General features: G+C 38.0%; 33 protein-coding genes. 7 read left to right on the top strand and 26 right to left on the bottom strand.

The window, feature by feature from the left end:
* Positions 1–43: 43 nt before the first annotated feature.
* Positions 44–691 (bottom strand): VC0807 family protein, encoded by a 648-nt coding sequence (locus MMB69_RS09990; RefSeq protein WP_013057564.1) that lies wholly within the window; start codon positions 689–691, stop codon positions 44–46.
* 251 nt (positions 692–942) lie between these two features.
* Here MMB69_RS09990 and MMB69_RS09985 point away from each other — a divergent pair, with 251 nt between their 5' ends.
* Positions 943–1,089: a YuzK family famiily protein gene (locus MMB69_RS09985; RefSeq protein WP_014459567.1), complete on the top strand. Its 147-nt coding sequence runs from the start codon at positions 943–945 to the stop codon at positions 1,087–1,089.
* Between the two features lie 108 nt (positions 1,090–1,197).
* On the top strand, positions 1,198–2,001 hold the full coding sequence (locus tag MMB69_RS09980) for a lipid II flippase Amj family protein (protein ID WP_115654213.1): 804 nt from the start codon (positions 1,198–1,200) through the stop codon (positions 1,999–2,001).
* A 27-nt stretch (positions 2,002–2,028) separates the two neighbouring features.
* Here the strand turns inward: MMB69_RS09980 and MMB69_RS09975 are convergent, their stop codons facing one another.
* The 15 genes from MMB69_RS09975 to MMB69_RS09905 all read right to left on the bottom strand — a co-directional run bounded on the left by MMB69_RS09975 (position 2,029) and on the right by MMB69_RS09905 (position 10,634).
* Positions 2,029–2,805 carry an ABC transporter permease gene (locus MMB69_RS09975; protein ID WP_221784829.1) on the bottom strand — a complete coding sequence of 259 codons (777 nt, stop codon included), beginning with the start codon at positions 2,803–2,805 and terminating at the stop codon, positions 2,029–2,031.
* Entirely contained in the window at positions 2,802–3,692 is an 891-nt protein-coding gene (locus MMB69_RS09970; RefSeq protein ID WP_221784828.1) for an ABC transporter ATP-binding protein, read from the bottom strand. Before MMB69_RS09970 ends, MMB69_RS09975 begins: the two co-directional genes overlap by 4 nt.
* Before the next feature lie 12 nt (positions 3,693–3,704).
* The gene (locus MMB69_RS09965) at positions 3,705–3,896 is read right to left on the bottom strand and encodes a PLD nuclease N-terminal domain-containing protein (protein ID WP_014459563.1); all 192 of its coding nucleotides are present in this window, start codon (positions 3,894–3,896) and stop codon (positions 3,705–3,707) included.
* Positions 3,897–4,097 carry a transcriptional regulator gene (locus MMB69_RS09960; RefSeq protein ID WP_115654216.1) on the bottom strand — a complete coding sequence of 67 codons (201 nt, stop codon included), beginning with the start codon at positions 4,095–4,097 and terminating at the stop codon, positions 3,897–3,899.
* Positions 4,097–4,417: a YxlC family protein gene (locus MMB69_RS09955; RefSeq protein WP_115654217.1), complete on the bottom strand. Its 321-nt coding sequence runs from the start codon at positions 4,415–4,417 to the stop codon at positions 4,097–4,099. Before MMB69_RS09955 ends, MMB69_RS09960 begins: the two co-directional genes overlap by 1 nt.
* The gene (gene sigY, locus MMB69_RS09950) at positions 4,414–4,971 is read right to left on the bottom strand and encodes an RNA polymerase sigma factor SigY (RefSeq protein WP_223260193.1); all 558 of its coding nucleotides are present in this window, start codon (positions 4,969–4,971) and stop codon (positions 4,414–4,416) included. The genes MMB69_RS09955 and sigY overlap by 4 nt, the downstream gene beginning before the upstream one ends.
* A gap of 70 nt (positions 4,972–5,041) precedes the next feature.
* Positions 5,042–5,383, bottom strand: a complete 342-nt coding sequence (locus MMB69_RS09945; RefSeq protein WP_013057574.1) for a DUF1033 family protein — start codon at positions 5,381–5,383, stop codon at positions 5,042–5,044.
* Positions 5,384–5,538: 155 nt separating this feature from the next.
* Positions 5,539–5,772, bottom strand: a complete 234-nt coding sequence (locus tag MMB69_RS09940; RefSeq protein WP_115654219.1) for a hypothetical protein — start codon at positions 5,770–5,772, stop codon at positions 5,539–5,541.
* 6 nt (positions 5,773–5,778) lie between these two features.
* The gene (locus MMB69_RS09935; protein ID WP_013083687.1) at positions 5,779–5,997 is read right to left on the bottom strand and encodes a spore germination protein; all 219 of its coding nucleotides are present in this window, start codon (positions 5,995–5,997) and stop codon (positions 5,779–5,781) included.
* 109 nt (positions 5,998–6,106) lie between these two features.
* Positions 6,107–6,628: a hypothetical protein gene (locus MMB69_RS09930; RefSeq protein ID WP_221784826.1), complete on the bottom strand. Its 522-nt coding sequence runs from the start codon at positions 6,626–6,628 to the stop codon at positions 6,107–6,109.
* Between the two features lie 125 nt (positions 6,629–6,753).
* The gene (locus MMB69_RS09925; RefSeq protein ID WP_013057577.1) at positions 6,754–6,993 is read right to left on the bottom strand and encodes a YiaA/YiaB family inner membrane protein; all 240 of its coding nucleotides are present in this window, start codon (positions 6,991–6,993) and stop codon (positions 6,754–6,756) included.
* Positions 6,994–7,293: 300 nt separating this feature from the next.
* A complete protein-coding gene (locus tag MMB69_RS09920) occupies positions 7,294–7,494 on the bottom strand; it encodes a DUF6501 family protein (RefSeq protein WP_221784825.1) in 201 nt (66 codons plus the stop codon).
* Between the two features lie 79 nt (positions 7,495–7,573).
* Complete coding sequence (locus MMB69_RS09915; RefSeq protein ID WP_115654222.1) at positions 7,574–8,347, bottom strand: alpha/beta hydrolase; 774 nt, start codon at positions 8,345–8,347, stop codon at positions 7,574–7,576.
* Positions 8,348–8,468: 121 nt separating this feature from the next.
* The gene (gene ssuD / locus MMB69_RS09910) at positions 8,469–9,539 is read right to left on the bottom strand and encodes an FMNH2-dependent alkanesulfonate monooxygenase (protein WP_221784824.1); all 1,071 of its coding nucleotides are present in this window, start codon (positions 9,537–9,539) and stop codon (positions 8,469–8,471) included.
* A gap of 219 nt (positions 9,540–9,758) precedes the next feature.
* Positions 9,759–10,634 carry an STAS domain-containing protein gene (locus tag MMB69_RS09905; RefSeq protein ID WP_372452267.1) on the bottom strand — a complete coding sequence of 292 codons (876 nt, stop codon included), beginning with the start codon at positions 10,632–10,634 and terminating at the stop codon, positions 9,759–9,761.
* 130 nt (positions 10,635–10,764) lie between these two features.
* Between MMB69_RS09905 and corA the strand changes: the two genes are divergently transcribed.
* The 4 genes from corA to MMB69_RS09885 all read left to right on the top strand — a co-directional run bounded on the left by corA (position 10,765) and on the right by MMB69_RS09885 (position 14,551).
* Entirely contained in the window at positions 10,765–11,727 is a 963-nt protein-coding gene (gene corA, locus MMB69_RS09900; RefSeq protein WP_221784822.1) for a magnesium/cobalt transporter CorA, read from the top strand.
* Between the two features lie 443 nt (positions 11,728–12,170).
* Complete coding sequence (locus MMB69_RS09895) at positions 12,171–13,448, top strand: polyamine aminopropyltransferase (RefSeq protein ID WP_277447636.1); 1,278 nt, start codon at positions 12,171–12,173, stop codon at positions 13,446–13,448.
* 83 nt (positions 13,449–13,531) lie between these two features.
* Entirely contained in the window at positions 13,532–14,266 is a 735-nt protein-coding gene (locus MMB69_RS09890) for a polysaccharide deacetylase family protein (RefSeq protein ID WP_221784820.1), read from the top strand.
* Positions 14,267–14,404: 138 nt separating this feature from the next.
* Entirely contained in the window at positions 14,405–14,551 is a 147-nt protein-coding gene (locus tag MMB69_RS09885) for a hypothetical protein (protein WP_221784819.1), read from the top strand.
* A 61-nt stretch (positions 14,552–14,612) separates the two neighbouring features.
* On the opposite strand, the gene MMB69_RS09880 is transcribed toward MMB69_RS09885, so the two are convergent.
* The 9 genes from MMB69_RS09880 to MMB69_RS09840 form a co-directional block, all read right to left on the bottom strand.
* The gene (locus MMB69_RS09880) at positions 14,613–15,284 is read right to left on the bottom strand and encodes a DUF421 domain-containing protein (RefSeq protein WP_063247748.1); all 672 of its coding nucleotides are present in this window, start codon (positions 15,282–15,284) and stop codon (positions 14,613–14,615) included.
* A gap of 115 nt (positions 15,285–15,399) precedes the next feature.
* The gene (locus MMB69_RS09875) at positions 15,400–16,161 is read right to left on the bottom strand and encodes a M15 family metallopeptidase (protein ID WP_221784818.1); all 762 of its coding nucleotides are present in this window, start codon (positions 16,159–16,161) and stop codon (positions 15,400–15,402) included.
* Positions 16,162–16,273: 112 nt separating this feature from the next.
* Entirely contained in the window at positions 16,274–16,510 is a 237-nt protein-coding gene (locus tag MMB69_RS09870; protein WP_269871543.1) for a hypothetical protein, read from the bottom strand.
* A gap of 110 nt (positions 16,511–16,620) precedes the next feature.
* The gene (locus MMB69_RS09865; RefSeq protein ID WP_221784816.1) at positions 16,621–17,688 is read right to left on the bottom strand and encodes a TolB family protein; all 1,068 of its coding nucleotides are present in this window, start codon (positions 17,686–17,688) and stop codon (positions 16,621–16,623) included.
* Positions 17,689–17,713: 25 nt separating this feature from the next.
* Positions 17,714–19,183, bottom strand: coding sequence for a sensor histidine kinase (locus MMB69_RS09860; RefSeq protein ID WP_221784815.1), 1,470 nt, complete (start codon positions 19,181–19,183; stop codon positions 17,714–17,716).
* Positions 19,180–19,872 (bottom strand): response regulator transcription factor, encoded by a 693-nt coding sequence (locus MMB69_RS09855; protein WP_221785110.1) that lies wholly within the window; start codon positions 19,870–19,872, stop codon positions 19,180–19,182. The genes MMB69_RS09860 and MMB69_RS09855 overlap by 4 nt, the downstream gene beginning before the upstream one ends.
* 171 nt (positions 19,873–20,043) lie before the next feature.
* The gene (locus MMB69_RS09850) at positions 20,044–20,178 is read right to left on the bottom strand and encodes a hypothetical protein (protein ID WP_260506868.1); all 135 of its coding nucleotides are present in this window, start codon (positions 20,176–20,178) and stop codon (positions 20,044–20,046) included.
* Between the two features lie 149 nt (positions 20,179–20,327).
* Positions 20,328–21,839, bottom strand: a complete 1,512-nt coding sequence (locus MMB69_RS09845) for an FAD-dependent monooxygenase (RefSeq protein WP_260506785.1) — start codon at positions 21,837–21,839, stop codon at positions 20,328–20,330.
* Between the two features lie 35 nt (positions 21,840–21,874).
* Positions 21,875–23,050: a YhgE/Pip domain-containing protein gene (locus tag MMB69_RS09840; RefSeq protein WP_221784814.1), complete on the bottom strand. Its 1,176-nt coding sequence runs from the start codon at positions 23,048–23,050 to the stop codon at positions 21,875–21,877.
* Positions 23,051–23,247: 197 nt separating this feature from the next.
* On the opposite strand from MMB69_RS09840, the gene MMB69_RS09835 reads away from it, so the two are divergent.
* Positions 23,248–23,856, top strand: a complete 609-nt coding sequence (locus tag MMB69_RS09835) for a TetR/AcrR family transcriptional regulator (protein ID WP_221784813.1) — start codon at positions 23,248–23,250, stop codon at positions 23,854–23,856.
* A gap of 41 nt (positions 23,857–23,897) precedes the next feature.
* Here MMB69_RS09835 and odhB read toward each other — a convergent pair whose 3' ends face one another.
* Positions 23,898–25,193 carry a 2-oxoglutarate dehydrogenase complex dihydrolipoyllysine-residue succinyltransferase gene (gene odhB / locus MMB69_RS09830; protein ID WP_014459542.1) on the bottom strand — a complete coding sequence of 432 codons (1,296 nt, stop codon included), beginning with the start codon at positions 25,191–25,193 and terminating at the stop codon, positions 23,898–23,900.
* Positions 25,194–25,206: the final 13 nt, after the last annotated feature.

The following is a 25,206-nucleotide window of genomic DNA, read 5'->3' as shown; positions in this document are numbered from 1 at the left end:
TGTAACAAAAAAGCGTACGTTAGTTAAACGCACGCTTCTTTTTTTATTCATTTACATTTGGATTCATCGGGTTATCCATCCCTGTTTTATCTTGAATTTTTTTATAGATAAAATACGTGTAGACGGCAATTAAAATGGAGAATGCCCACGTAACGGCCTGACGGAATACAATCATGTTCCCGTACCCTTCTACTCCGTACTTTTGAATCAATACGTATTTTACGATTGCTAAAAATACATAGCGACCTGCGAACAGTACTGTAAGCCAGTTCATCATTTTGAATAAATCGGGCTGGTGGAAGAGTTTTAGAGAGTCTTCTCGCTTATAGCCCATTAAGTAAGCCGTATCTACAAAGAAGTACAAACCAATTGGCTTTTTTATCACAATGGTAAACAGAACAACTACAGCCAGTCCAATCATAAAGTATACTTGATTGTTTAACATCGTTGCTGCGTTTCCTGAAATTAAATCAATAATGGTACGTGCCAGTAGCGTAATGACAATAAACAATCCTGTTACGTTAAACTGGCGATCTTTAATAAATGTATAAATGGTATACACAAACGCTGGTGCTGTTGAAAGCAAAATGGCATAGTAATCACCAATAATGTCTTTTCCTTGATTCCATATTAGGTAAGGAATAGCGATATAAAAAAGTAAATCAAACCATACTCGTTTTGTATTGTTCATATATAACTCCTTTAAAAACGTTGTTCCTGCTATTATATGGGATACTACGCAAGAAAAAAAGGCTTTTACCTGGAATGTTATGAAATTTTAATCATTTATGTTTAGATCCAAAGCGACAGGGAAAACGATTTCTAGAAAGACTTCAAGAATTATAAACATCGAAACACTTGAGCAGCAATACATGTGCCACAAGTGAAAAATGCTGAAAGGATTGATTCATTATCGCACTTCACCTAACGTACACGTCAGAAATGGAAAAGGCCATGCAGCTTTCTCACGGCGTGGGGTATGCTGAATATAGCCGTAAACTAGACAAACGTCTACAGGTGGAAAAAGAACGAGAAAAAGATTATCAGGCTAGCAAAGATATACTGCGTGATATTAACCAGCATCGATAATAAAAAGCCGCTTGCTACTCTTGGTAGCAAGTGGCTTTTTATTTACAAATGAACCAAAATTATACATAATAAGGAAGTGCGTGTATCAAAGAAAGGAACTTACTTATTATGATGGAAAAATTACTTATTATTTGTGTATTTGTAGGAATTATTCACATGATTGAAACACTAGCCTACTCTGTGAGACTTGCGGGCTTGAAAACTGGAAAACTAGTCGTGGCCCTATCTCTTTTTAATATTATTGTCATCGTTTCAAGAACAGCTAATATGGTGCAAGCTCCGCTGACCGGCAAATTAGGAGATGCGGTCCAGTCTAAAGAAGATTTGCCCCTTCTACTTCATCAGCTTCAAACTATCTTGGTCGCGGCTTCTATTGGGACAATCGCAGGTGCTCTTTTAATTCCTAGCTTTGTATCGATCTTCTCCCGCATGATTTCACACTTAGAAGTAGCGGGATCTGTACCCAAAATGATGAAAAACATTGCTTCCATACATACGCTGGAAAAAGCAAAAAAACACGTGAAGCGTCCTAGGTGGATTATGCTGTCTCAGCTGCGAATAGGCGGAGTGCCCAAGCGGTTGCTTCTTTTGAATTTAATGGCTACGACTATTTATACAGTAGGTGTTCTTTCCACTCTTTATGCTTCTACGCTCGAGCCTACCCTTTCTAAATCAATTCTGATGTCTTCTGGTCTTATTAACGGACTAGCGATGATTACCCTTGCTGTGTTTGTAGATCCGCAAGTAGCCATTTTAACTGAAAAGGTAATGAAAGGTGAATCTACTAAGCAATCTATGAACAAAATGGTTGGTACACTCGTCATCTCTCGTTTATGCGGGACAGTATGTGCCCAGATCCTCTTAGTCCCCGCTGCTCTTTATATTGCGTGGATTTGCAAATTAATTCCTTAGAAAAAAGACTTCGTTTCAGAAGTCTTTTTATACATATTCTACTTTTTTGTATCTATAAACAGCAGCGATTAAAAGAAAAAAACTGCTCATTAACGTAATAGCTACGGTATAGGTGACACTTTGTGACCAGTGCAATTGTTCAAGCAGACGAGCGGCGTATTGTGACAGCGCTGCAGGACTCCACTTTAATTGATTCGTAAACAAATTACTCGAAAATGAAAGTAACGCAATGATCAAAATGCTTACTCCAGCAATCCCTCCGCTTTGTAAAAGGAATGTTCCAGCTGCCACTAAAACGGACAAGATAAAAATCAGCCACAGGCTGTATAAAAGAAAGCTAACTAGCATATGAGTCCAATCCACATATGAAAATAAAAGATTTGTATAATACCATGCTGCTATATAGCTTATAAACGTTGAGCCAATGACCAGTACGATTTGCGCAGCCCATTTACTCATAATGTATTGAATGACGCTCACCGGTCTCATCATAACAAGTACAGCCGCATGATTTTGTCGTTCATTTGAAATCATATTCATGCTTGCGAGTACAATCAGTAAGGTCCCTATTGTGCTATATTGTGAAAGGACACCTTGCATTACTTCTTGACCGGTGGGCGTAGGAAGTTGAATAATTGCTCCTTTTGGTAAATTCCCTGCCATGTTAATGATTTGTGGCATATAATAATTCGTTAAAGGCTGTGTGATGCCTAGTAAAATTAGAGAGATTGGCAGCCAAATTCCTTTGCCGTTCGCAAATAATTCATGCAGTTCCTTTTTAAATAAGACTCCAAATGTATTCATTTGTTCATCACCTCTAGATACACATCTTCGAGAGAATGCTGTTTTCGTTCAAATAAAACAAGGTTTGCTTGTTGATCAACAAGCAGTTGAAGCAGCTGCTGGTGCTGAGATGTATCTTTTACACTTACAGTGGCTTTATAAGGAGAATGAAACAGCACCTGTTCACTTGGCAGACTGCTAAGTGATGCAGGGAGCTTTTCTTCTGTTTCAATCGTAAAAGTAGGAGACGTAAACTCTTGGCGCAGCGAACTCTTTGTTCCATTCCATTTCATACGTCCGTTTTTAATCATGATAATGTTATCGCATATTTGTTCTGCATCATGCAAAATATGGGTTGAAAATAGAATGGATGTATCCTTCTTTAATGCTTCGATAATCATTAGGACATCTTTTCTGCCTTCAGGATCCAAAGCCGAAACGGGTTCATCTAAAATTAGCAGTTCAGGTTTATGCAACAAGGCTTGCGCTAAGCCCAAACGTTGTTTCATTCCTCCAGAAAAGCCAGCAATTTTCTGCTTTTCCTTTCCTTTTAAACCTACAGTTTCAAGTACTTCATCTATTCGTTGGGAAAGCACATTCTTTGAAATATTAGATAAAAGACCTAAAAAAGTTAAATACTGCTGAGGCGTCATCCAATTAAAAAACGTAGGATGCTGTGGCAGAAAGCCAACAAATGACCGTACGTCTTGATGTTGTTTATCTTCAAAAGAAATTTTCCCTTTATTAGGTGCCGTAAGACCTGCAATCATATGCAGAGTAGTTGTCTTACCTGCACCATTAGGCCCTAACAATGCTACACATTTTCCTTTATCGAGATTAAATGAAAGGTTATCTACAACGGTTATATTGCGGTACGTTTTTGTCAGTCCTTCTACTTGCATAAACATCTTCGTTCCACCTCACTGTTTTTTACGTCCTAAAACAAAATATAAAACGGGACCGACTGTACTTACACATAAAATGATGAGTCCCCATAACCATTTTGGTCCGTTTGTCTCTTCTTGCTTTATGCAGCTTATCAATGCTGGAATCATTAAAAATAATTGTAATAATAGAATTGGAGCAATTAACAACCAGTTAATTTCATTCATTTATATCCCCCTTTTTTTTCGTGCTGGAAGCCAAATAATAAAAAACCAATAAAAAAGCGTTGGCATTGGAATTTGAATCAGTCCCCATATTCCCCAAAACCATGGATGGGCGCCGCGTTTTTTTGCATTGATAAAAAGGAGAAAGCTTTGAAGAAGAAGAAATGGCGAAATAAACAGAACCAAAATCCATTTTTCATTCATTATAAAAACATCTCCTTTTTCCGTTTATAGTGAAAGACGATAAAAGAAATAGGAGCAACAATGATCCCGATCACTTCAATGGCGATAAATAAGGCAGGTATTTGTAAAATAGCCGTTGCCATTACTGTTAAAATAACAAGTGCTGTTAATGTAAATAAGCATAACTCTTTCCGGAAAGCTTTTTTCTGCTTTTGTTTTTCAATAAGAAGTTGTTCTTTAATTACATGAAGAGAAATATGTTCATGACTTGCTAAACTCTCTAGCTGCTCCCAATCTTTTTTTAAAGAATGCAAGGGCTGATTGTCATTTTCTTCTCTCATTCTTTCCACTCCTTTCTCAGTATGTTTACTCCTTTATTTACTCTTGATTTGACCGTTCCTGCTCGCATATTCAGCATATGGGCAATCTCATCGTATGTGTATCCGTAATAATGTCGAAGCAAGACAGGAATTCGAAAGCGCGAATCGAGTTCATTAAAATCGGAAAACATCTCGCTCCATTCCACTCCTTTGTATTTAGCTTTCCACTGAAGCTGATGCGATAAAGACTGCTTTATTCGCTGAAGACTGCTTTTTTCACGTTTTTGCTTACGCAAATAATCCATGTACAGTCTTGAAGCAATGGATATCATCCAAGTCGAAAACTTTGCTTCATTTTTGTATGAAGAAAGATTCACGTAACACTTCATCATTGCTTCCTGACACAATTCACTGCATAAGTCCTCATCTAATGTCAGCTTTAAAAGGTATTTATATAAAAATGAATGATAGCGCTGAAATAATAATGAAAAGGCATCATCATCACCTTGTAATGCTTTTTGGACAAGGATGAAATCATCTTGTTCCAAAGCGGTCACCCCTCCTTTTTGTTTCATCACCTATATGACGCTTTAGCAATTGAAATCGTTCATTTTTTATATAAAAAAAACGCCCCGCAGGACGTTTTTATTTAGTACGAAGCATTTTTAATCCTTCTTCATCTTCTTCTAATGAATAGACTTCATCGTTTTTAGCGAATAAAACACCGTGGAAGATTTGAAGATCATCATCACAGGCCTCGCAAAATTCCTTTTCGCCTTCGTTCCAAAAGCTAAAGAGCGCTAGTTCATCACTTCGCACGCTTGCATATTTTTGATGAAATTCATAAATCATCATCGCGTAGTAGCGAAGCGCTTCTTCTTTTTTTTCAAATTCAATGGTTTCAATAATATCTTTTTCCCAGCCTTCTAAAAACAGCCAAGGTTCACAATCACTTTTTATTTTATGAACTCTCCATTTATCTGTCATGATTGAACATCTCCTTACTTACAGCTTACTTCTAAAAATTCTCTTTTCCTTATTATTCAGCAAAAATAACTTTGAATCAAGTAAAACGGAAAAAAACGCCTATTTTCAGGAAATAGACGCCAACAAGGTAGCTTAATTCGAACATCTTTTTTATATTAATAATAGCTCCTTAAACTATAAGGAACTAAACTGCCCGTATAGTACTGGGTAACAGGAGGGAAAACGCCGGCTGAAGGCGTAATTTTCCCCCACCAAGATGGTTTTTTGCCCCACCAGTTATCCATCGCTCCATCAGGTGACACGACAAATCCAATTGGACGTGCAAAAGAAGGTATAAAATACGGATAAAACGAATACTGAAAAGGCGTGTAGAAAGAAGAGTAAAACATCTCTCCTTATCCGTTTCCGAAGCCGTTTTGATCAGAACCATCCGGATCGAGCGTATTTGTATTAGAAAGTCCTGAATTTGTATTTACACAAATTCCTGTATTTGAAGACCCTGAACCTTGTGCAGTTTTACTGTTGCTTTTTGGAGAAACATAGTACGTGTCGCCAAACGTAACGACTCCTCCTGTAACGTTTGGAATCACTACATGGTTAATAACAATCGGCATTATCCTCACCCTTTTTATTTTCATCGTGATGTAATATATGAACGATTTATCAAAAGGGTTATAAATTAATGGATATAAATAAAAAATCCCCTTGCAGAATGGGGTATTTTTACGCTTTTACCTCTTTTTTAGAATGACTTAATTCATCTCGCAGAATATCAAAATCTCGTTCTGCTACTTCTTCAATCTTAGTATACAATTCACTCTCTGTTAAAAGTCCTTTTTCTTCAAGTAATTCGACAAGAGCCTTAAACTTGATTCTAGATAAAAGCATTTCGTTTACCGTGCTCTCTGTTGGCTTTTCATTTTTCACTTGTTCTTTTTCTTTAACAGGTTCTTGCTGCAGCTTCACCCTGAAAACAATATTTGTATGCTCTGTAATTTCAGGTGACTGATAAAATGTGCTATGCGAAATGTTTTTTAATGTTAGCGTTTCTTTTGTCTCCATATTTGTTACTTCAAAATACGGATCCTCAAAAAATGCATCATATTTATCATAAGCTGCTTTGCCTACAACCGAAAAAGAAAAGTTTAGCCTTTTCAACTCTTCACCTGTATTCGCATCAGTAATCATTTTTTCTTCAAACATATCAACGTGAAAATTTACGTTATTAATCATTAGTTGTGTCAATTCAATCGCCTCCTTCTTTATTAATACGACACGGAGTGACAAGTTCCCTGTTTTTTTATATAAAAAAACATCTCCCAAAAATGGGGATGTTTTTCAAGGAGCTAGAAAAATGCTTTTTTTTAGCTTTACAATTCTTCTTCTGCTTTGTCGTATTTGCGTTCGTGCGCCGTATCTTCTTCGTTATCACGAATGGTTTTTTGGAGCACAAAAGCAGACATGGTTAAGTATAAAGTTCCAACGGCATAATAACCTTTTACTGGTAATGATGCATCTAAGGTATAAATTCCTATAAACATAGCTAATAGTGCTGTAATGAAAGCTGTCCATGCTAAAAATGTAAAAGCTGCTGTATTACGCTTTTTCATCGTATGACCTCCTCTTTTCCTTTTTCTGTTAAGCGTCGCTTTCATTTTACATTGTAAAATAATTGTTGTCATGGGTATTTATAGTCAGTTACCCTTTTAATCAGAACAAGAAACGGAAGAATTTAGGTCTTACATCCTATTTTTATCTCAGAGCTTTTTCCCGAAGTGATTGTATATAGAAATTCTATTTAAAAGTACGTTTATTCGTTCTCATTGAGAAGTAGAAGACATTGTTTGTAAAGTTCAGTTAATCATTTCTATTACAACAAAAAAATCATCGCCGAGACGATGATTTTTTGTTTAGCCTTCAAAGTATTCTTTATAAAAGCCGCCGACTTGGCTAGTGTTATCAACAACAAAATAAAATTCTTCTGTTTCGTTTTTTACATCATATGTTTTTCCTGCTGTTAAAACATTTTCAACCACGAATTTTTTTGCATCTGTATGTATGCATTTTACTTGTTTAATTGTCGGACGATCGTTCCATTCTAAATGAATCATGTATGTACACTCCTTTGTTTTCATTCAAGATTCATTTTATCTTACTTGAAGTAAAAAAGAAACGGAGCGAATTTAAAAATTAAAAAATTCGCTCATGCACTTTTTTTTTGGCAACTGTTGCTTGTACAAACTGTGCCGTTTGTGCAACAATTGTGTCTTTATCAAAATCCATCGACGCAACATGGTAAGAGTTTCGAAGCATGTGCTGTCTTTTTTCTGCTGATTGAATATGGTTTAAGATATAAGCTGAATTCTCAGGGGGTACTACGTTATCAACGGTTGATGTTAGTACTAAAGCCGGGCACGTTACATAAGGTAAGCGTTCTTTTGTTTCGTCCATTAAAGAAAGCAGCTCACGCATAGAGCGCACTGGTACTTTGTCGTACGTAATTTCATGTACGTTTGGATCCTTAATATCAGGATGATCTTCTTTTAAATAACGAGGCGTATGACGAGAGCGGTAAGGCTCCATTGAAGGAATGGACGTCATAGCCGGATTGATTGCAATAACTCCGTCAAGATCTAATCCTTGGCTTGCTGTATGAAAGGTGAGAGTGCCTCCCATGGACTGACCCAAGATAAATACATGACGGCATTCTTGCTTCAAACGCTGATACCCATTTAAAAAGTCTTGCTTCCATTCCTCGTACGTTGTTTGTTCAATATCATAGTAGTGAGTACCATGTCCCGTTAGTCGCAAACCGTACACAGTAAAACCTTTTTCAGCTAATTCTTTTCCGATATATTCCATACTTTGAGGAGTCCCCATAAATCCGTGAGAAACAAGTATACCAATGTCGTTGCCTTTATAATAAAAAGATTCTGCGCCTTGAATTACGTCATAACGTTCCATTTTCTTCACCCTTTATCACAAATTTTCTGACTAAATGAACTATCTTTATAATACACCTATAATTCCTATAAGTCAACTGGGGTATTTATTTTTTTACGATTCAAAAAGAACGAAGCAAGAATTATCTCTTGCTTCGTTCTTTTTGAATATGTGGAAATACTAGCTCAGCAAACGTATACGCTTCTTCTAGATGCGGGTAGCCTGATAAAATAAACGTATCAATTCCTAGCTCTTTGTATTCTTTTAAACGATCCGCTACAATTTCAGGACTTCCAACAAGAGCGGTTCCAGCTCCTTCTCGTGCTAAGCCAATTCCAGCCCATAGATTCGGAGCAATCTCCAGTGCACTTCGATCTTTTGTGCCGCTGTGCAAACTTGACTGTGTTTTTTGGGCAGTGGAGTCAAATGAGGCAAACTTATCTTGAAACGCTTTGATCGTATCATCATTAACATGTTTAATTAATTTATCTGCAGATTCCCACGCTTCGTCTTCCGATTCTCTTACAATAACGTGGAGGCGAATACCAAAACGAATGTCCCTACCTTCGTTTGCAGCTTTTTCTTTCATCTCATCAATTTTTGTTTTAATCACTGCGGGTGGCTCTCCCCATAACAAATATACATCTGCATGCTTTGCTCCTACTTCTTTTCCTGCTGGAGAAGATCCACCAAAGTACAGCGGAGGATACGGTTTTTGGACAGGAGGCGATGGAATGTACGCGCCTGTTACATCAACATGTTTTCCTTTATAATCCACTTTTTTTCCTGCCATTACATCTCGCCAAATCGTTAAAAATTCATCTGTTAACTCATAGCGTTTATCATGACTTAAATAGTTACCGTACGTTGCTTGCTCCACAGGATCTCCTCCCGTCACAATGTTCAACATAAGTCGGCCGTTTGACATTTGATCGAATGTCGAAGCCATCCGTGCTGAAAGTGTGGGAGACATGACACCCGGGCGAAGTGCAATTAAAAACTTCAGTCGGTTCGTAACGGAAGCAAGTGCCGATGCAATCACCCATGAATCTTCACAATTTGAACCAGTAGGCAACAAAGCGCCGTCATATCCTAGATAATCCAGCCCGTGTGCGATTTGCTTTAAGTAGTGAATGTCACTTGTTCTGCTTCCTTCGGTTGTGCCTAGATAATGTCCGTCGCCTGCTGTAGGGAAAAACCATAAGATGTTCATTTCCATTTCCTCCTAAATATTCTCGTATTCTATATAAAGCGTTTTCATATTGTTTGTTCAATTCTTGTCCGCTAATTACAGAGATGCATTTTTATATTAGCGTATGTAATACAACTCTTTTTATTTATTAAATTAGTAAAATCATAATACCTCTTTAACCTATATGTCAAGTATGAATTGAGATAAAAAAACAAGAATTAAAAGTAATTCTTGTTCGCTTTATTTCCTCATACGTGAAGCCATCGCATTAGCAAGGGTTGATTTTGTTGATATATTTTCAAACGATAAACCTAAATGAGAAGCGGTAATCGCGATTTCAGGACGTACCCCAGAGATCGTTGATTCTACACCTATTAATTTTAATGCATCAATCAGCTGGAAAATCTGATGAGCAACCATCGTATCAACAATAACCACTCCTGAAATATCAATATAAAGGTGATTCACTTGCTGTTCAGCGCAGCGAGTTAGCGTATTTTCTAAAATTCGGCGCGCTCTTGCTGTGTCGATATCCCCAACAAGCGGAAGAATCGCAATATGATCGCTCAATGGAATAACTGGGGAACTCAGCTCATTAATCAGCTCTTTGTGTGCTTCAAGCAACCGCCTTGAATGCTGATGGTGCTCTTCAACAAATTTATAAACGGTGATATCAAACACGCGTACAATCAATTCGTTCCATTCGTCTAGTTCTTCTTGCGTAATATCTTGCTCATACTCTTCTACAAATTGATTTAAATATGTTAAATACTGTTTTCTAACTCGGAAAAATTCTCGAATAATATAATGAATAGGCGTTCTTACATGCTCTCCGTCTTCCGCAATCTTTAAAATCCACGTTTCAAATGAATCAAAAAATTCTTTTTCACTTTTTATAAATACATCGGCTATGTATAAATGAAATTCATTATTTTGACCTTTTAATACTGAAATGACTTCCGGATGAGTAGATGCATAAACCGATTCTGGGTCATTGTCTTCAATGCTTTCATACCATTCTTCCGTCAGTTGATCTGCATGTTTTAAGAAAAACATTCGAAGTGCTTCATTTTTATTCAAAACGATTCCCCTTTCCATACCAGCTACTACCATCATTATAATTCAACTTTTTCCCCCTTACTAGTTTTATAAAAAGAGAAGAAAGAAAATTTTTTAAAAAAATACGTGTAGTTTATGATTTTATGCTACATTGAAAATGGCTATAAAAACAAAAAGGAGTTTTCAAATGATACGAACGTTAGCTCTTACGAACGATGACAAACTTGTGAAACATATACAATTAGATCAGATTCACGACCCCTCTATTCAGTACTATTGGATTGACTTTAACTGCCCTTCTGAAGAAGAAGCGCTGCTGCTTCAATCATCTTTCCACTTTCATCCGTTAGCGATTGAAGATTGCTTTCATTTTCTGCAGCGTCCAAAACTCGATTATTATGAAGGATACAGTTTTTTTGTCCTTCATTCGTTAAATCGTCAAACGTTAGAAGCTGAAGAAGTTGACCTTTTTATCGGCGAAAATTATATGGTTACTTTTCATTTTCACCCGTCAGCTGCAATTGATAAAGTATGGGAAAAGCTGCTTCATACACCTTCGATTCAAGAAAAAGGGATAAGCTATCTTGCGTATTCTGTGATGGATAAAGTGGTAGATGAATATTTCCCCACTGTATATCAGATTGAAGATGAGCTGAATGATATAGAAAACATAGATGCAAAGAAATCCATCTCTGTTTTAATGGAAGATGTATTTACACTTCGAAGTGATTTGCTAAAAATCAGAAGAACCATTTTGCCTATGCGCGATTTATTGTACCGTGTTATAAATTCTGAGCGCCTAGATGTTCATCCTGAACAAAAAAGGTATTTTAAAGATGTCTATGACCACTTATTAAAATTAGCCGATATGATTGAATCAAATCGGGAAATGACGTCTGATATGCGCGATAATTATCTTTCTCTTAATTCAAACCGTATGAATTCAATTATGATGACACTGACTGTTATTTCATCTATCTTTATTCCCCTTACCTTTATCGTTGGCGTATACGGAATGAATTTTGAAAATATGCCTGAGCTAAAGTGGCACTATGGCTATTTCTTTGTGCTTGGCTTCATGGGACTGATAACACTTGGATTAATTCTATGGTTCAAGCGAAAAGGCTGGTTTAATACTGATAAAGAGTAGAAAGATTGAGACATAACGAAATCAATCAAATATAAAGACGAACAAATTGGATAAATGAGCTAGTGCTGTCAATTTCCGCGCAAGACTTCGCTTTTCGCGGGCGGCCGATGAGCCTCCTCGTCGCTTACACTCCTGCGGGGCCTCACCTGTTCAGCTTTTCCTGCAGGAGTCTTCGCCTTGCCTCTAATTAACAGTTATTACATACGGTAAATCTACGTTCACCATCACAATGAAAAAATCCGAACGAGTTGAATTCTCCATTAAGAATCTCGATTGATTGTTCGGATCTCCTTTCAACGAAAATACGTTTTTCCAGCTTCTTTTCTATGGAAAGATAACTAGTTATTTCCCGAAAATATCCATAAAATAATGTGCTTACGTTTCCTTTTTCTAAAAAGTTTCATAAGATAGTGAAAATAATGCTCAGAAAGGAGGCTGACGTAGTGGATACTAAAGGCGAACACTTGCTAATGGATGCGTTCGAATGCGATGAAGTGATATTAAACGACCCCTCACTTTTAAGGAGAATTCTTGTTGAAGCTGCACTAAATGCAGAGATGGAAGTTTTGCACTGTTACTTTCACCAGTTTACGCCCCAAGGCATTACAGGCATTCTCGTATTAGCTACCTCTCACTTGTCTATTCATACGTGGCCGGAGGAAAACTACGCTTCATTAGATTTTTATACGTGCGGAGACAAAGAAATAATTGAAATTGGTTATGCGTTGCTGAAGCAATTAGCTTCAAAAAAAGCTGTTGTGTATTCGATTTCTCGCGGAATTCAACACGCCGAAACTCCAACAAAAAATCGTCAGCATGCTGAAAGCACTCGTCTCCTCAATCGTGGAGATGACTCAGATCACGTTAGTCTACAGCAGATCTTATCAGGCCAGCATGACATTTTGTTTCATCAAAAAAACCGTATTCAAGATATTCAGCTGATTAAAGCATCTGATATTCGAATGTATTTGGATGAACAGCTGCAATTTAGTTCATTAGATGAACATGCGTACCATGAAGCTCTTGTACATCCTATCTTTGCAGCTTCCTTAAATCCTCGCCGTATTCTTATTCTGGGCGGTGGAGATGGTTTGGCTTTACGAGAAGTCCTTAAATATAAAGAAGTTAAAGAAATAGACCTTGTAGAAATAGATGCTGACGTTGTAAATGCTGCGATGAATGTAGAAGAATTAAAGAAGTTAAATCAACGCTCATTTGAAGATTCTCGTGTCACCGTTCATATTCAAGATGCTGTTGACTACCTCTCTTTGAATTCAGCGTGTTATGATATTATCATTATCGACTTTCCTGATCCTACTAACAAAAAAATAAGTGCGCTTTATACAAAAGAATTTTACGCACTTCTCCAACGTTCACTATCGCGCAGCGGCTTAGTCGTGTGTCAGTCAAATTCTCCTAGAGACACACCTATCGTTTTTTGGAGCATTAATAAGACGATGAAAGCTTCTCAGTTTTATACGTTGAGCTACCACACCATTATTCCCTCTTTTGGAGATTGGGGTTTTCACATCGGCTCGAAAACACCTTTGCCTGCCCCGATACTATCTACTGATGTTTCATCTACTACGCTGCCACCAGACTTTACTAAGCTAATGCGTTTTTCTCCCCATTCTCTTTCTAAAAAACAGTTTGCAGTTGTGAACTCTGCTGAGCATTTGGTTCTGCATAAAATATTTAAAAAAGAAGGCTTATATTTGTAAAAAAGAAAGCTTGGCTTATACATTCCTTTTCTTTTGACATACTAAAACAGTCTCGTCACCACTGTGCAACAGAAAGGATTGTTATGAGAAAAATTTCGGTTTTTGTTATCTTAGTGCTAACTGTTATTTTCCCTTCCCCCGCTTTTAGCCAAGTGAAAGTGCCAGTCCTGATTTACCATTCTATTGATGCCTACACAGGCCACGGGGAAAAAGAACTGTATGTGACGCCTGAAAATTTCGAGAAACAGCTTCTTTATCTTAAAAAGCAAGGATATACGCCGCTAACATTTGAAAAATGGCAGGAACTAAAGCGTGTGAAAAAACCTATATTTATTACATTTGACGATGGATATAAAAATAATCTTACTATCTTGCCTATTTTTCAAAGAGCAGCCAGCCCTCAATTTCATCCAGCGGCTACAATTTTTGTGATTTCAGATTTTATCGGCCGTCCCAACCGTTTGTCGCCAGCGGATTTAAAAAAATTTGTTGATTCAGGTTTTTTTTCTATTCAGTCTCATACCGCTACTCATCCGGATTTAACTAAGACGAAAAATTTATCCTATGAGCTAGCTGATTCAAAACGAAAAATTGAAGCCATTACGAGCAGGCCAGTTATTGCTGTTGCTTACCCCTATGGAAAGGTCAATAGCCGCGTAGTCGACGAAACAAAAAAGAATTATACATTTGGTCTTTCAACGATTCCAAATTTTTTTACTGAAAGCGGACAAAAGAATGAAAACTATCTTATTCCTCGTCTGTACGTCACGTATTCTACAACGATTGAAGATTTTGCTAAGCTGCTAAAAGGAAGCTAGGAGAGGCTAGGACAAAAGTATTTTAGTTAAAGGAAAATCCGAACGATGAATTGAGATTCTTGATAAAGAATCCAACTCGTTCGGATTTTTTATTGATAGGGTGAACGCAGGTTTTATGTATGTGAATGCTTTTAGCTGATGATTGGAGGGCAAGACGAAGACTCCTGCGGGAAAAGCGGAACAGGTGAGACCCCGCAGGCGCATAAGCGACGAGGAGGCTCACCGGCCGCCCGCGGAAAGCGAAGTCTTGCACGGAAATCAACAGCGGTGTCTCAAGCGATTTAGCTCATTTCTCCTATTTGTTCGTCTTTAGGTGAGATGAATGTAGTTTATGTCTCAGCCTCTTTTAAAATTTTGTTATTTCTAGTCCTCGCTCTTGCTGCCATTCAGCATAAAAAACTTCGCTGTATTCCTTTATTTTCTTGATTGCAAGCTGTTTTTTTAACCACTTTTCATCTACGTTGGCTTCTTTTAAATTGCCAGGCACTACTTTTCCATCCATGATTAAAGCGATAGGTAAATTGGTTTGAGAATAAGGGATGTTTAAATCATTTTTCGTTGGAGGGCCGAATTCGTGTTTAGGAGCGACGCTCACCTCTCCATTTGTTTCTAAAATGACGTATTCTGCTTCATACAGTGAAAAATACCCTTGCTGTCTCATTAGATGCTGAAGCTGATTCAAGTCCAAGTTGTTTTTCTTAAGCTCTTTATAAAGAATTTTCCCTTTATAAATAATCATTGAAGGCTTTCCTTCAAGAATTCCCCTAAACCCTGTAAAGGTTTGAGATAGCTTTGTCACTGCGTAGATCAAAAGCCCCCAAATCAAAACGCTATAAAGAATTTCAGTTAACTCTACTCCTTTTTCAAGAGCTGCATCCCCCACAATATTTCCCAGGACAAGCGTTGTAATAAAGTCAAACGGAGTGATTTGAGCAAACTGTGTCTTACCTAAAAGCTTCAGCATAATAAATAGCGCTAAAAATCCACATATCAGTTCAATCGCAATATCTTTATACATTGATACCCTTCCTCTATAGCAAGCATGTTATAGTATCAGTTTGTATCATATGTGAGAGTGATAAACCTGACTTTTGATTTTTCTTTCCTTCGTTCTCTAGTTATAGAACTTTTGATTAAACTTTTTTCTTACTTGCATAGGTTTCTAACGTTGCATATTGATTAAAAATGGATGCGGCTGCTTTTTTCCCTACATATCTAAGGTGCCATGGTTCGTATTTATAGCCGGTAACCTGCTCTTCGCCTTCAGGGTATCGAATAATGAATCCGTATTGATAGGCATTTTTTGAAAGCCAATGAGCTTCTGGTGTATCAGCGAAGCAGTCTGCTGCAGCACACATTCCACTTCCTCCCGTGACATCGATTGCTAGTCCCGTTTCGTGTTCACTTGTTCCAGGATAGGCGCTATAGGTGCGTGCTTGTTCTTCACCGTCTCGCGTTGCATAAAATGCAAAAAGCTCTTTTTGACGCTCGTAAGATCGATAACCGGATACACCAAGTAAGCTGATTCCCTCTTTTTCGGCATCTCGGAAAAGTTCTTCAAGTGCTTGTGCCGCAGACTTTCTAAGCATTCGTTTTTCTATTTTTTCGTTGAAGATAAATGGAACGTCAGCATAGACTAAATCGGAAGGCTGATAGGATTCAGGAAGCTGATGCTTTTTATTAACTAAAGCCGTAACGGATTCGGGATTCGCTATTACCACTGTTTCGTCTACATTAGGTTTCGTTAAAGATGAAGAAGCTGATGAGTTTTCTAGTTTTTGAGCCTGTCCATTTTTTGTAAATTCTCTGGCAGGCTTTGATGAAGAATTGTTTGTTCCGCACCCTGCTATCATCAGCGTAAAAGCTAAAGAACAAATAAATAAAAAGTATTTCATGATGTCTTACTCCTTTCAAACGGCTTTTGATGGGCTACAAAAGCCTGTAAAGAAAGGATAAAATATAAATGTTTCTGTTTGTTATTCAGTTGTTTCAAACTTGTAAACACTCTTAAAAAAATTTAAGGTGTAAAAAATAGAAATGAGGCTGAGACATAACGAAATGAACCCAACCCACAGACGAACAATCTGGATACACGATCTGGACTGCTTGCTCGAACGCTGTTGCTTTCCGTGCAAGGCTTCGCTTTCCGCGGGCGGCCGATGAGCCTCCTCGTCGCTCATGCTCCTGCGGGGTCTCATCTGTTCCGTTGTTCCCGCAGGAGTCTTCGCCTTGCCCTCCAACCAACAGCTAGAAGCACCTGCGTTCACCATGATTATAAAAAAAACACGAACTATTTATCCATTTTTGATAGATAGTTCGTGTTTCACTTTAATGAAACTACTTTTGTCTCAGCCTCATTTTAAAAAGATAATATACGTATGAACTTGATTTTGCGTAAAGCTCGATGCAACTAGTTTACTTCCTGATTGACTCCAGGCAAGCTGATCTGCAGCATAGTCTAAATTTACGTTTAAGTGTGTAACATCTCCTGTTAATCCATCTGCTATGAATATCCCTTTATCTCCCTCTTTTTCAGAAATAAAGTTATAAGCTAATTTCGAACCGTCGGGAGACCAGCTTACACCAAAAATTTGAGTGGACAGAGCAAGCTGAAAAGCTTCGGATCCTTTTAAATCTGTGATAGACAGCGTTCTCGTTTGGGCATCTTTTTGCTGAACGAGCGCTAATTGTTTTCCGTTTGGAGACGGGATAATAGAAACCACATTATCTCGGATTTTTTCAGGGTCCGTCTGTTCGTTATGAAGAAAAAAAAGCTGGTTGTTTACACCAATATAATAAATGCCACCTATTCCTTTAACTGCATCTAAGATTCGATCGTCTCTGTGCAACAGAGGTTCTGCTTCTCCTTTTACATTTGCTTTAGAAAGCTTTCCTTCCATTGTAATAAACATTACTTCTGAATTATTAAGCCACTCTCCGCTTGATGGATAGAGAAGAACATTCTTTATTTTAACTGTTTTTTTTGTTTGAACGTTCATTATATAACCAAATGTATCTTCGCCTTTTGCTACTTTGTAAAAAAGAAATTCACCATTCGGAGAAAGCTTTGCCGCATGTTGAATTTCATTGCTTGGATGCAACACAAAAGTAGACTTGTTTTTTAGATTATAAGTAGCTAGATTCTGTGCATATACCTTTTTGGGACCGAAATCGTTCGAACGAAATTGTTTGTTTTTTTTACTAACAATCATTGTGTTTTCGTTTAAAAATTGAAACGCCCTTACGCCGTTAATATCCTGAACGTCTTTCACTTCTATTTTTCCATCTTTATCTACTTCGTCCAATACAGTAATTTTCTTGTCGGGTTTTTCAACGGTTTCTCTGCGGCTTTCTTTTTGTCCGCATGATGCTAAAATAAGAAAAGTGCTTGCTATACATATCATTAATCTATACCGTTTCAATAACGGTTCACTCCTTTTAGCTAACTCATTTCTCTGTTTTCAAAGGAAACGACACTTTGAAAATCGTCCATTTAGAATCAGAATGATGCAGCTTGATAACGCCTTTTTGCTTTTCAGTTAAATCTTTGGCTAATGCTAAGCCAAGGCCTGTACCTCCGGATAAACGCGACCGATCTTTATTTACGGTGAAAAATGGTTGAAATAATTTTTCTTCTGCTTCGGGTGGAATCCCTATCCCGGTGTTAGCTACATCTACAATAATAGAATTCTCTAAAGTATAAGACGTTACTTCCACTTTTCCGCCTGGTTCATTATATTTAATAGCATTGTCAATTAAATTGATAAAAATGTGTATTAAGCTTTCACGATCAGCCCAAACAACTGCTTCTTTTATATTTGTATGAAGAGTCAAATCAAATTTAGCTGCTTTTCCTTTCATACGATCGCATATGTCTTCTAGAAGCCGCTTCAATTCAACTTGCTCTGGCCGCTGCTCGAAATCATATTTCTCAAGCGCTGAAAGTTTTAAGATTTTATCTACCATTTCATGAAGGCGATTCGTTTCTTTACGAATATTTTGCACGCCGTCTTCCGTAAGTTGAGGATCATCTCGATACATATCAAGTAAGTCAACATAAGCTTTGATCGATGTTAAAGGCGTCTTAAATTCGTGGCTGATGTTACCGATAAACTGCTTTTGCTGCTGTTCAAGAGACTGCAGTTTCGAAATAGCGAACTCAAGCTTTCTTTTTTCTTCATTCATTTGATCGATATTTTTTTCAATCGACGTACTCATAAAAAACAAGCCTTGACTGAGCTCCCCGAGTTCATCGCGCCGTTTGAACGGCAGGTCGGTTAAATAACGACCTTTTCGAATCTGCTGTGAAGTTTTTTGAAGGCTAGCAATAAGCGAAGCAATGCGGTAAAAATAAGCGTAGCCAATAAAAAAAGCTGCTGCTGCTGCAATCGTTCCCCAAGTACGAAATAGGTGCCTAATGTCAGCTATAAACTGCTGATTATTTTTTAGGGAATGGTCAAAACGAATGGCTCCAATAAATTGATTATCGATTGACACAGGTGCAAAGTAAATAAGGGAAGAACCCGAGATTTGATAGGCTATTTTTCCTTTCAAAGCATAGCTAAGCGTATCAGAAACATCCACATCTTTTTGGCCGATGGGAATAGAGCTTCCTGCTTCCTGTCCTTTTTGATTATATAGGACTGTTTGCATTCCGCTTTGTGATGCAATCGAAGATGCAAGACGCTGTCCTTTTTGCTGAAGAAAAGAATCTGTATTCAAAGACGGGTCACCGGTTACATAACTTTGATGAATCGTCTGCTCGGCTGCTTTGCTTTTTTGAATAAGTTCACTTTCTAGCTGATCACGCTGATTTGTCTCAATTCCTTTTAACACAAGTACGCTCAGTACGGTTACTGTTAAAATAATTAAAAAAGCAAGAACGAGCCCCATCTTAGCTTTTAGGCTGATTTTCATTCATTGATCCCTGCTGTCGCTTTATATCCAACCCCATATACCGTTTGAAGCAAATAAGGCTCTGCTTCTCCTACTTTTTTTCGAAGGCGCTGCATGTGAATGTCTACCGTACGTGTACCGCCTGCATAATCCATCCCCCAGACAAGATCTAGTAAATCTTCTCGTGTGTATACTCTCTCTAAATTGGCAAGTAATAAAGCAATAAGATCAAACTCCTTTGGTGTAAGCTTAACTAACTCATTGGCAACATGTAACGTGCGCTGAATTAAGTTCACCTTCACTTTTCCCACCGTGATTTCTCCCACAGCTTCAGGAGCTTCATTTTTTTCTATTCGCCGAACAAGCGCTTTAGCTCTAGCTACAAGTTCTCTTACATCAAACGGCTTGGTCATGTAATCATCAGCGCCTAACTCTAAACCTAGAACTTTATCGACGATATCATTTTTAACCGTTAACAAGATAATCCCCATTCCTCTTCGATTCTCAAGTTTTCGACATACTTCATAGCCGGTTAATTTCGGCATCATCACATCTAATATCATCACGTCAGGTTGAAAGCTTTTTACTTTTTTAAGTGCTTCTTCACCGTCAGATGCTGTGTCTACAATATATCCTTCGCGCTTGAAAGCATAAGATACCGCTGTAGCAATACTTTTTTCATCATCAACTACTAAAATCCTTTTATTCAATGTATCACGTACTTTCATTTGATATTTCTATTCGTCTATCTTATCAAACAGCTTTCCCAAAAACATCTCCAAGTTGTTTCGAAATTGTAAACAAAAATAAATAGATTGAGACATAACAAAATCAATTCAATCTAAAGACGAATAAATGGGGTCAATGAGCTTGACTGCTCGCTACACCGCGGTTGATTTCCGTGCAAGGCTTCGCTTTCCGCGGGCGGCCGCTGAGCCTCCTAGTCGCTTGCGCTCCTGCGGGGTCTCACCTGTTCCGCTTTTCCCGCAGGAGTCTGCGGCTTGCCCTCCAATCAAGCGCTAGAATAAACTAAACAGATGAAATCTATGTTTACCATGAACATAAAAAAATCCGAATAAAGTTGATTTTCCTTGAAAAATCTCGATTCATCGATCCAATTTTCTTTCAGCTAAAATCATGTTGTCTTAGCTTTTTATTAGCGTTATTATTCATTTGTAAAAGGCAGGATTTTATGAGTATTCAAATATTGATGAAGTAGATCTATACGCTGCTCGCTGCTAATAAAACCAATGTATCCATCCGGTCTAATAACGTATAGAGCATCTTTTTGAAGCCCTGCTTTCTTTAAGTAAGGGTTCCAAGAAAACTCGTGCAAGGAGAAGTCTTTTTCTTGCATGCTCTTTTTTAGCTTCTCTGCTGCTGTTCCATAGACATGTATTTGCCAGTTTAAAGACTGCAAAGATTCAAAATTCCCTTCTACATAAGGTAATCGATCACCACTTTGCACATTTTTCCCTTGTCCGCTGCTTAGGTCACTATTTCGATACTTAATGCGGATTTGAGATAAAATCGTAAATGCTTTGTGACGGGGATAAGGGAAACGAAATAAAAAGGATAGTACAGGCGGAAAGATATGCTTTCTAAAAAATTGACTCGTTTTATCTCGTGCCACCATTCGCTTAAAAGCGCGATCAGTTGTATTTACAAGCAGCTCTGCAAAAGGCAACCTTTCTTCTTCGTATGTATCTAATATGGAAAGTGCCGCTTTGCGTTGAAGGACAGCTGCTAATTTCCATGAAAGGTTGATTGCATCTCCAATTCCTGTGTTCATTCCTTGTCCGCCTGCAGGACTATGAATATGGGCCGCATCTCCACTTAGAAAAATACGTCCCTGTCGGAAACGACTTGCTACTCTGTGATGGATATGATATGTCGAGAACCAATTTATACCCTCAACCTGGGCACCAAATGTTCGTTGAATAAAAGCGTGAATGTTTTCAGCTTTTACATCGTTTTGATCCTCAAAAGCTGAAGGAATAATGCCGATCATTCGATACGTTCCTTTACTTCTAACAGGCATACAAATCAAAAATTCTTCATTACTAAATGAAATACTGATTTTTTGATCCTTCATCACTTCACCAGAGCCGTGAACATCCATCACATAAAAATGCTGTTTATATTTTTCTCCTTTAAATTCTATCTTCAGTTGTTTACGAACTGTACTGTGTGCTCCGTCACATCCACAAATATATTTAAAATAAGCGGTTTCCTCTTGCTGAGCTTTTAATAAAGCTTTTACCCCTTCTCCGTGTTCAGCTAGAGATAGTAACTCTGTCTTCCATTCTACTTCAATCCCAAGATTTTTTAATTTTTCAAGCAGAAACCGCTCGTGGTCATCCTGTGGAAATGTAAGAACAAAAGGAAAAGGACTTAATCCTTCTCCTAAAGATCCTAGATGAACTTTTGCTTTTATTTTCTTCTTTACTCGGACATATACATCTTCCATCTTAATCCCGCGTTTTATGACTTCATCTGCAAAACCGAACTGCTGATAAAATTCAAGGGTTCGCGGTAAAATAGCCATTGCCCGGGAGGCTTGCCCAGGCCCGGCGCTTCTGTCAATAATTCGAAAAGGAATGTTATGTCTGGCTAAATTGTAGGCCATAACGAGGCCAGTAGGGCCGGCACCAACGATTAAGATTTGTGGATTCATCATCATCTCTCCTTTTCATTCAGTTACAGTATCTTTTATATTGAGCGAGACTCCTCTTTATTTACAGAAGATACAGGTAAAGCAGAAGCAAACAGAGCACATAAACTTATTAAAGAGATAAGAGCTAGAGCAGATACAGAATGATTCCATGTCAGATGTTCTCCAAAGAAAAATAATTCTCTTACGCCATCTACCATAAATCTCATTGGCAGCAATGGATAAATCCACTCTCTATAAAAATCAGGCATAATTTCCGGGGCCATTGAAAGCAAAGGTGCGCCAAAAAATAGAACAATAACGAAAATCGGGAGTCCCTTTAGTCCTAGCCATGAAAGTACGGCTGATATCAAGGTGAAAAAACTGAAGTAAGCAATAGCTAAGAATAGTGCTGTATCCAAAAATGAAGGAACGCTTATTCCAACTACTTCAGCCAGCCACGATAACCCGAAACCAGCAGCTAAAGCAAGTATAACCCCAATGATTACGACTCCTACTTGGTTAACGATTTTCTCTTTACGAGAAGAAAACGTGATTTTTTGGATGCTGAGGAAGACAATTGCGGCACCGGCTATACTTGCCATCCACAGCGGCTGAAATAATGAAACGGGAGCATTTCCGTTGACACTATGAGTCCCTGTTTCGTTTACGTTTATCACTGTCTTTTGAATCGGTGCAGCGAGTGCTAATGCTTGGTTTGCACTTAGTTGCGTTCCGTTTTGTTCAAATCTTTTCACTAGCTGCAAGCGCATATTTTCATTCATCTTATCGACTGACCCGTTTAGCACCTGACTTGCTAGTGTTGAAGCAGCTGTATTCATTCCTTGATTCACTAATAATCTAATAGCAGGTGCATCAGGCTGAGCCGTCTGAAGAGTCGCCTGTTTTTTGGTGAAATCTTTTGGAATGATAAGCGCCCCATAGTATTTTTGATTATTTAACCCTTTTTCAACTTCTTTAGTATTTGGGACAAAAATCCATTTAATTAAAGATTGTTCAGTACTTGCCCGCTTCATATTTTGTTCCATTTGATTTCCTATATTTACATTACCCTTTGCTGGAACTGTCATTCCTTCGTCAGCATTTACGAATGCAATTGGCAAATTCTTAGGTGCTGAGCTTGCCGAAGGAATTAAGGTTAGAATAAAGATAAAAATAACAGCTACTACTATAATTGGTGAAAAATATATAAGCTTTTGATTACCTAATTTCATATAGATCTCCCCTTTATGTTTTAAGGATATACACGTTAACGAAAAGATAATGTACATGATGTTGATTAGTGATCACTATGTAAATTATAATGAATTTACCTGTATTCTCAATATGCAATAATAGCGGGAATGTCGATTACTTAACACAAAGCATATAACTGTTCATTATTAAAGAAAAAAGTAGGTGTTTAAAAGCTGTGGGGAATTCAAAAACAGATCGCAGAATTATTCGAACGAAAAGATTTATCCGAGATGCTTTGACAGAATTAATGGAGGAGAAAGGGTTTGAAGGCGTAACGGTCAGGGATTTGACGAAAAAAGCGGATATTAATCGCGGAACTTTTTATTTACACTACCAAGACAAATACGATTTGCTTGAAAAAAGCGAAAATGAAGTCATTCAAGAGATAAAAGAATTTATCAAAAAAGCAAATCCAAATGAGATTGTGTCTGCTAATTTGAAAGAACAGCCTTTACCGTTTATTATTGCACTTTTTGAATATATTCAAGAAAATGCGCGTTTTATGCAGGTTATGCTTGGTCCAAAAGGAAATCCTGGATTTCATCTTAAAATTAAAGAGGTCATGAAAACCAATATCCTGGAAAAATTAGAGCTTATGGATAATAAAACGCCTCCGCTTGTTCCACTTGAACATTTAATGTCTTATGTAACGTCAGCGCACCTTGGAGTCATTCAGCACTGGCTAGAACAAGATATGAAGCAGTCACCGCGAGAAATGGCTCTGACACTCGCTAGCATGACTTTTTTGGGTCCTGCTTATGTTGCAGGCATTAAGCGAACATAAAAGAACCTGCTATTCTCTAAGAAAATAGCAGGTTCTTTTTATTAACCTTCTAGTAATAAAGATTCTGGATCTTCTAATAGTTCTTTAACAGTAGCTAGGAAGCTTACGGCTTCTTTGCCGTCAACGATACGGTGATCGTAAGAAAGTGCAATGTACATCATCGGACGATTTTCGATACGCTCTTCATCAATTGCTACCGGACGAAGCTGAACTTTATGCATTCCTAAAATCCCAACTTGAGGCCCGTTTAAAATTGGTGTAGACATTAATGAACCGAATACGCCGCCGTTTGTAATTGTGAACGTTCCACCTTGTAAATCTTTTAATGCTAATTTGTTGTCGCGCGCTTTTTTCGCCAAATCAACGATAGATCCTTCGATACCAGCGAATGTTTTGCGGTCAGCATCACGTACAACTGGAACAACAAGACCGTCTGGAGCTGACACAGCAATACCGATATCATAGAATTTTTTAATTAATAACTCGTTTCCTTGAATTTCAGCATTTAATAATGGATACTTTTTAAGTGCTGCTACTACTGCTTTTGTAAAGAATGACATAAAGCCAAGTCTTACGTCGTGCTGTTCAAAGAATTTGTCTTTGCGTCGTTTGCGAAGAGCCATAACAGCAGTCATATCTACTTCGTTAAACGTTGTCAGCATAGCCGCTGTTTGCTGAACTTCAACAAGACGTTTGGCAATTGTTTGACGACGACGTGACATACGTTCGCGTTCAACAGGTTTGTCGCTATTTTCACTTGCCGCTGGAGACGGAGATACCGGGTTAGCTGGCTTACTTGCTTGTGCCTGCTGCTTTTGCTCATTTGATTTTTGGTCTGCATACGAATCAATATCATGTTTGCGCACACGGCCAAGAGGATCAGTAGTTGGCACTTGATCTAGCTTAATCCCGCGTTCTCTTGCTGCTTTGCGCGCTGCAGGAGAAGCAATTAGCCATTGTTTTTGATTTCCTTGCTGAGGCGCTTCAGCTGCTGGCGCTACTTCTTCAACAGTTTTTTGCTGAGCTGGAGCCGCTTCTTGTTTTGGTGCTTCCTCTGCTGGTTTTTCTTCAGCTTTTGGTGCTGCTGGTGCTGAAGCTCCTTCTTTCGCTTCAAGACGTGCAATTGTTTCACCAACTTGCACCGTGTCGCCTTCGCCAGCAAGAAGTTCCGTTAACACACCAGAGTCTTCAGCTGTAATTTCAACGTTAACTTTATCTGTTTCAAGTTCAACGATATAATCGCCTTTTTCAACGAAATCTCCTACTTGTTTTAGCCACTGTGCAACTGTTCCTTCAGAAATTGATTCTGCTAATTCCGGTACTTTAATCTCTCCCATGGTTCATTCCCCT

The sequence above is a fragment of the Priestia sp. P5 genome (assembly GCF_029522155.1).
GTDB lineage: Bacteria > Bacillota > Bacilli > Bacillales > Bacillaceae_H > Priestia > Priestia megaterium_E.
The sequence above is the reverse complement of the archived record's forward strand: the minus strand, read 5'-3'. Positions and strand labels throughout refer to the sequence as shown.